Origin of the sequence: Streptomyces sp. NPDC006512 (genome assembly GCF_040611935.1) — a bacterium.
In the GTDB taxonomy this organism is placed as follows: Bacteria; Actinomycetota; Actinomycetes; order Streptomycetales; family Streptomycetaceae; genus Streptomyces.
Window position 1 is genome coordinate 1 of record NZ_JBEXPG010000127.1, and the last position, 6,404, is coordinate 6,404.

At 66.0% G+C, this 6,404-nt stretch carries 6 protein-coding genes and 2 pseudogenes; 5 read left to right on the forward strand and 3 right to left on the reverse strand.

Annotated elements, in window-relative coordinates; translation table 11 throughout:
• Positions 1-392: 392 nt before the first annotated feature.
• Positions 393-908 carry a hypothetical protein gene (locus ABZZ17_RS39725; protein WP_356884216.1) on the reverse strand — a complete coding sequence of 172 codons (516 nt, stop codon included), beginning with the start codon at positions 906-908 and terminating at the stop codon, positions 393-395.
• Positions 909-1,034: 126 nt separating this feature from the next.
• Between ABZZ17_RS39725 and ABZZ17_RS39730 the strand changes: the two genes are divergently transcribed.
• Positions 1,035-1,643 (forward strand): ferredoxin, encoded by a 609-nt coding sequence (locus tag ABZZ17_RS39730; RefSeq protein WP_356884218.1) that lies wholly within the window; start codon positions 1,035-1,037, stop codon positions 1,641-1,643.
• A 57-nt stretch (positions 1,644-1,700) separates the two neighbouring features.
• Here the strand turns inward: ABZZ17_RS39730 and ABZZ17_RS39735 are convergent, their stop codons facing one another.
• On the reverse strand, positions 1,701-2,018 hold the full coding sequence (locus tag ABZZ17_RS39735; protein ID WP_356878708.1) for a hypothetical protein: 318 nt from the start codon (positions 2,016-2,018) through the stop codon (positions 1,701-1,703).
• A gap of 362 nt (positions 2,019-2,380) precedes the next feature.
• Here ABZZ17_RS39735 and ABZZ17_RS39740 point away from each other — a divergent pair.
• A pseudogene (locus ABZZ17_RS39740) lies at positions 2,381-3,051 on the forward strand (transposase).
• 115 nt (positions 3,052-3,166) lie between these two features.
• Here the strand turns inward: ABZZ17_RS39740 and ABZZ17_RS39745 are convergent.
• The gene (locus ABZZ17_RS39745; protein WP_356884224.1) at positions 3,167-3,637 is read right to left on the reverse strand and encodes an RICIN domain-containing protein; all 471 of its coding nucleotides are present in this window, start codon (positions 3,635-3,637) and stop codon (positions 3,167-3,169) included.
• 711 nt (positions 3,638-4,348) lie between these two features.
• On the opposite strand from ABZZ17_RS39745, the gene ABZZ17_RS39750 reads away from it, so the two are divergent.
• From ABZZ17_RS39750 to ABZZ17_RS39760, 3 genes and pseudogenes are all read left to right on the forward strand, one after another.
• Positions 4,349-4,912 (forward strand): hypothetical protein, encoded by a 564-nt coding sequence (locus ABZZ17_RS39750; RefSeq protein ID WP_356884220.1) that lies wholly within the window; start codon positions 4,349-4,351, stop codon positions 4,910-4,912.
• Positions 4,903-5,248 (forward strand): annotated as a pseudogene (locus ABZZ17_RS39755) (helicase); the annotation flags it as partial. The gene ABZZ17_RS39750 and the pseudogene ABZZ17_RS39755, both read left to right, overlap by 10 nt.
• A gap of 270 nt (positions 5,249-5,518) precedes the next feature.
• Positions 5,519-5,974: a hypothetical protein gene (locus ABZZ17_RS39760; RefSeq protein ID WP_356884222.1), complete on the forward strand. Its 456-nt coding sequence runs from the start codon at positions 5,519-5,521 to the stop codon at positions 5,972-5,974.
• The last annotated feature ends 430 nt before the right edge of the window (positions 5,975-6,404 follow it).

Below are 6,404 nucleotides of genomic sequence, written 5' to 3' on the forward strand. Positions count from 1 at the left end.
GGCGGCCAGCTCGGAGCCGCGCGCGAGGTCGGGCGCCTCCTCGGCCTCGGCGCAGCGGTACGTGGCGGCGAGCGCGACCCGGCCCCAGCGCAGGCCCGGGCTTCCGCTTCGCTTCACCCCGAACGGCCTGCTTCGCAGGCCTGGGTGACCCCGTTTCACGGGGTCCGGGCCTTCGGCCCGTTGGGCGGGTCCGCTTCGCTCCCCCGCCCGAGTCCTTCCGGCTCCGCCTCCAGGGCCAGCCTGCTACGCAGGCAGTCCGCAGGGGCGAGCCGGGCAGGTCGTGCTCTTGGCTGCTGGCCTCAGCCCAGGGGGGCCGCTTCCCTTCCAGGAACCTTCCCTGCTCCGACTCCCGGAGCAGGGCCCCAGTATGGCCAGCGCGGCCGCGTCTTCGGTCAGGGTGAGAAAAGCCAGCAGTAAAGGGTCTGGCCACCCCTGGTCGCCTCCCTGGCCAGGGCTGCCACTTCCTCAAGGATGCCTGCGGCCGCCTCGGCTGAGACCTCATCGTCCAGCCTGGAATCCAACGCAGCCCATAGGTCGGCAATATCGCCCAGTCTCCGTGCGTCACTACCAGCCAGCCGCGTGCGCAGCACCTCGCCTACCTCGAACACTCCGAAACCGTCGTTCTTGATAGGCAGGACCATCCTCGGCTCCCGTTCGGCGATTCGCCGTACGGGCTCACCGGTGAACAGACTCTCCCACTCCAGCACGGCCTCATCCGGGTGGAACCCCTCCAGTAAGACTGCCTGTAGACCGTGGTCCCTGTACCGGGGCCCCATTCCAGCAGCCAACGCGTCGCTGTCGGCCACAAAGAACTCCATAGTGATAGCCACGACGAGATCATCCCAGCCCTCACCCCATCCAGCTGATTCATTTTCAAGCCTGGATGAATACGGGAATCGACCAGTCATAGCGTTCCAGGGAACCCGTACATACGCTCAGGGCCAAGCACCCGCCCAGGGGCGCCAGTTGTGGACCGCAGACGGTCTCCGCACGCGATTTCGGAGCCTGTTTGGCCACCTGACAGGATGCCGACCATGAGCTACTGGGACCCACTGCCGTCTGTTCGGGCCGCAGAGAACGGGCCGCTGCCCGCCCCCGGCGGCGGCACGTGGCTGCCCGCCCCGAAGTACCGCGGCAACTGGTGGAACGCCCGCCCCGAGCGCTGGGCGGAACACGACTGGCGCAACGTGCCGGGACCGTTCTACGGGGCCGGGACCGACAACTGCTGGACGGGCCGACTGATCGCCCCCGCGCACGTGCTCTACGACGACGAATGGGGCGCCGAGTTCATCTATCGGCAACCCCGTGACACGGCGCAGGCACTGGCGCTGCTGGGCGCGGTCGCACAGGACCCGATGGCCGGCTACGCCTGCGACGGTGACGACCACTGGACCCCCCAGCTCGTCCGCGACTGGTGGAGGGAGCGCGGCCGGGTACGGGAGTGGGCCGCGACCCTGGACCGCACCTGGTCGATCTCGAAGCGGGAGGCAGAACGCGAGGCAGCAGACGGGGCCCGGGAATACGTCTCGTACATCGACGGAGGCCTCGCGCAGGACCTCCGCCACTACCTCTTCTGGCTGTCCGAAGGCCGCCCTGCCAACCCCGGCGAACCCTTGCCGCCCCTCTCCCCACGCGGGACCTAAGGGCTGTCCCGTAAGTGATCTGGGATGGGTGATGGTGCGTAAGCGGTCAGGAGCGGTTCAGCTAGTGCGCAGCCGGTCGCCTGGCATCGGGAGGCGGGGAGGGGTGTAGCCGTCGTGGTCCTTGGGGTCATGTGCTCGCCCGTCGTCAAGTAGCTGGTCGGGGAGGAGAAGGACGCGGGCGGTGTCGGAAAGGTTCAGATCGGAGCCGGGGCCGATCCAGGAGTCGCGGTCTTCCCCGGGTGTCCATGGGTATTGGTGCACGTAGAAGGTGTCGCACAGCAACACGACGTCCGCTGAGTCCACCGCGCACGCCGCGAGTTGCACCATGGTTTCTGGCAGCGTGGCGGTGATGGCCAGCCGGTAGGTGTAGTGCACCGCACTTCCTCGCTCGGGCACCTGAGGGTGTGGTCCTACCTCCCAGTGTGTGATCTTGGCGGTCAGTGGGTACGTCCTGTCGCCGCGGACCACAGTGACGTCAACTCCCGCAGGGCCGGGTGTGCTTTGCCCCTGACCTCCTTCCCCTGAGATGCAGCTGGCGAGGGCGGTAGCCACACAGGCGACCATCGCCGCCCGCACTGCCGCATCGACACGTCTTCTAGTCAGCCGCTCCACTTCCCGCTCCGCCCCTCGTCCGAGCCCTCTCGGCCCGCTCTGAAGATCAGAGACGCGCCCCACCGTCACCTGTTTCCGGGCCAAGGATTCCTGTAACTACTGGTCACAGGTGAGATGATCTTGGTGTGGCTGGTGTGATCACGGCGTCGGAGCCGTCCTGGATACCCCCGTTCACCGGGCCGAGCCCGCGCTGTTTTGGGAAGCTGGTGATCGTGCTGCGGCGCGAGGGTGCGGACGCGGTTCGCGAGGGCCGGCCAAGTCGGCCGCGGACCGCATCATCGACCACCTCGCGCCGATGCTCGCGCTCCAGCCCCGAAAGCGGTTCGCCAACGACACCGTGCTCATCGTGGACGGCACCCTGGCCCCCACCCGCGACCACACCATCGCGGCGCAGTCGAAGAACTACCGATACTCCACCAACCACCAGGTCGTCATCGACGCCGACACCCGCCTGGTCGTCGTGGTCGGCCGGCCGCTCGCCGGAAACCGCAACGACTGCAAGGCATGGGAGGAATCCGGCGCCAAAGCCGCCGTCGGCAAGACACTCACAATCGCCGACGGCGGCTATCCCGGCACCGGACTCGTCATGCCGCACCGCCGCCGCAAGGGCGAAGAACTGGCCGACTGGAAGCAGGATCACAACAAGTCCCACAAGCAGGTCCGAGCCCGCGTCGAGCACGTCTTCGCCCGCATGAAGACCTGGAAGATCCTCCGCGACTGCCGCCTCAAAGGCGACGGCGTCCACCACGCCATGCTCGGCATCGCCCGCATGCACAACCTCGCCCTCGCCGGATAGGCAAGCGGCCCGCACCGCGACTGACCCTGCCCAGGGCGACTCAAAGATCATTTACGGGACAGCCCTTAGGGCCAGGGCGTATAGGGTCAACATCCGCCGCGGTTCGCCCGAAGTCTTAGAGCCAAGACTGATTAGCGCCATTGGTGCACTCCCACTGGCGCGCCTGTCCACCGTAGCCAGTACCCCAGTCCGCTATCTCGAGGCATTTTCCACTGTGGACGTTCTTCCACCTATAGGTTGAACCGTAGGGCATGTATACCCACTTCTGGTTAGCGCCACCAGTGCAGTCAAACATTCGCGCCGGGGCACCGTTAGCTTTGCTCCAGTCCGCTATCTCGAGGCACTTGTAGGAGGCACTGACGTCGGCATTCCTGTTGAATATCCATGATGCGGACTCATTGGCAACCGGCGTGGCCCACCATTTCTGATTGGCTCCGTTCGTGCAGCCCCACTGCCGGACCGGCGCACCATTGTCTTTACGCCAATCCGCAACCTCCAGACACAGGTAGCTGTTGAAATTTACAATTGTATCCCAGCCATTCATTACGTCCGCAGAAGCTGACGACGCCGGAAGGCCCACTGCCATCACTGCAGCTGCGGCAGTCACTCCAAAAGCCCTACGAACAGGAGCAGAAGTTCCAAATCCCACAGAAAACCCCTAAAACTCTCTAAGCTCACACCGCGACACTCACCGGCCAACGGCACTTTGAAGCCAACCTTAACGTGATCTTGAGCCAGCAAGCGCCCCCACCCCAGGGTCCCCCGGTGCCCGACTCACCACCACCGCAACACAAGTGACGTCACATCACACTCTCGCCCCCAGCCTCCCGTCCCCTCCGACGCCCTCCCCGCACAGCGCCAGCGCCGGCATCAACCATCGGATGCCCCAGCAGAGCATCCCGGCCAGGAGCTGGGTCTGGAACCGGAGCGCGGCCAGGGCAGCAACCTGCCTCAGGTGCCCGTCGACTCCAAGCCCTTCCGGCGGCGCCTCCCCGGCCCAGACACCACCCCACCGGCACTCGCCCCTGTGAGGGGGCCGGCTTGAAAAGTGCTGTCAAAGCCGATCCAGTAGCTCCTGCTTCCCCCGTCGGCAAGAAAATCAGCCTTGGGAAGTTCCCCCAGCCCGGCGTCTGCCCCAGCACATCCTGCGCTCCGACCGATGGCACCATGGCCATCGCCACTCCAGCCCCCACGGTCGTGGCAGGCTCCAGCGCAGCGAGTGCATCAAGATAGAACCAGCATGTACCGTTGGCGGAAATTGGGTGCATACGGTGCATGTTTGGGAGCGGGGTGCTCAGTGCCTGTCTATGAATATCATCCGGATGAATTGGCGCGGATCTCTGTGGTCAGACAGGCCGTCGGACTCACCTTGAGCCAGGTAGAGGAACAGCATCGAACCGCCCAGGGCCGTGAAGAGCGGGCGCTCGCCGCACCCGAGGAGCCGCGGAAGCCGACCGAGCTGGACATCGCCGTGTGCCAGAGACTCGAATGGACTCGGATCGTACGGGTCATGACCAGCCAGCGGATGAACGTCTACTCCCCAGACGAGGACCCTCGAGTGGCCCGCCGGGAGGAGCTGCGTGCGCAGCGTAAGGCCACGGAGGCCGCCTGGAGCGAACAGGCGGATGACGGACTGCCGGTCGAGGTACTGCGGCACCGCGTCTACCGGATCACAGCCCGGGCCACTGCCGCTCCCGAAGGGGAAGAGGCGGTGGTCCGCCATGTCTTCGCGGCGTCCAGCAGTGCGGCCGTCGAGCGCTCCCGGACCCTGTTCGACCGGCCCGGCAGCACCTATCAAGCGGGCGAATACCGGATTGATTCCGTCGAGCAGGTCCTTCCCGAATCGGGAGAATTCTTTTGATCCAGCTCCCAGAACACCAGGTCGATCAGAAATCGGCGTTCCGTAAATGGGCGGGATTCCCTGCAAGATCATCCGTGCCTCCGCACGGAGCCCGAGGCACGACCGTGTCCGCGACCGGCTCGGGCACCATCACAGCCGCCGCATGCGCGCTCAAGTGCTTCCGGGACGGCCGGATCCCCGCCACGGTCCCCACCCTGGACCTCCTCGCACAGACCGCCCAGGCCTGGCGGCTGGCCGGCCACCGTGCCCCGATGGTCACGGTGCGCGCTGGACAACGACCCGGTGCTCAACGCACTCGGGGTCAGCACCACAACGAACCCGATCCAGCTCGCCCTGTGAGCCGGGGCGGGACCGGCCGTGGCGGCATCCGGGCGATCAGCCGCCACACTTGTCGCACCAGGGTCCATACCCGTCAGGCCCGGAGCTTGGTGACGTCATGGTTCCCGGACAGTCATGCCAACCGGCCCCGGTCCGCCGGGACATGGCGTCTGGGCTGCAGCGATGGCCACTGCCATCCAATCTGTATGCTTCCGCCGGAAAGGGCGCCACAGGGTGAGTTGCGAAGGCCGCACTGCTTTGGCAGAGCGGCTGGCTGCTGCTCGTGGCATGGGCGCCGATGACCAATCTCCTAGGGGGAAACAGCGCGTGGCTGGAAAAATTGCAAAACTCGTGGCGGCTGCGGCGGCTGCGGCGGCGTTGGTGACCCTTGCGGGGAGCCCCGCAAGCGCGGGCTCCGAGGCGGTCAACCAGCGTAGTGTCTGGTTGAACGGCAAGCCGAAGTGGAGCGACGAGCAGGCGTGTGTCGAGCGGACCATATGGCTGAAGAGCACCGACTACACCTGGACGATGTTCTTTGGAGGGGGCTACCGGACCCGCGAAATACATCTGGAGGCGGGAACCTACCACTGGCTCGACTGCATCGCCCCCTACGACGGCCGCTACGCACAGTATTCCCGTCTGTCCAAGGCCGGTTCAGAGCCGGCATCCATCTACTTCGACAGGACCGGCGTCCTGGAGGGCACGTACAAATTCGGCTCGTCGCTCCTCCCGTTCGACCAGTAGACCCGGCCCCGGTTTACGGGCTCGTTCGGGTAGAGCGCAGCATCTACCGGAGAGCGGACCGACGGGCGGGGGCGGCGCCCGTCGGTCACCGGTAACCGCTGCAGCCCGCCCCACGTGCACGCGAGTGCACGTGGGGCATCTCCGAGGTGTAAGGATCACGCAGGCTCCTGTCGGCCAGTGTGCCGAGCTGCCCCATGCCGCCGGGTGTCGTCTGTCATCCCCTGCTCTCGCTGCGTCGGTTGCCAGGCGCCGCCAGTGACCATTTTCAACCCGGCCACCGATTGTCGGCGTACTCCTCTGAGTGCTCCGCCAAGTACAGACAAGCGTGCACCCCGTGACGGTCGGCGTGATGGTTGGGATTGGCTGACCGAAGGCAGTGTCGGGGGTCTTTCGGGGGCCTGTCATGATCTCGGCCATGGACGAGATCACC

Bases quoted from the DNA above. Each gene is read 5' to 3' on its own strand.
- ABZZ17_RS39725 (WP_356884216.1), bottom strand. From the start codon at position 908: ATGACTGGTCGATTCCCGTATTCATCCAGGCTTGAAAATGAATCAGCT.
- ABZZ17_RS39730 (WP_356884218.1), top strand. From the start codon at position 1,035: ATGAGCTACTGGGACCCACTGCCGTCTGTTCGGGCCGCAGAGAACGGG.
- ABZZ17_RS39745 (WP_356884224.1), bottom strand. From the start codon at position 3,637: ATGGCAGTGGGCCTTCCGGCGTCGTCAGCTTCTGCGGACGTAATGAAT.
- ABZZ17_RS39760 (WP_356884222.1), top strand. From the start codon at position 5,519: ATGGGCGCCGATGACCAATCTCCTAGGGGGAAACAGCGCGTGGCTGGA.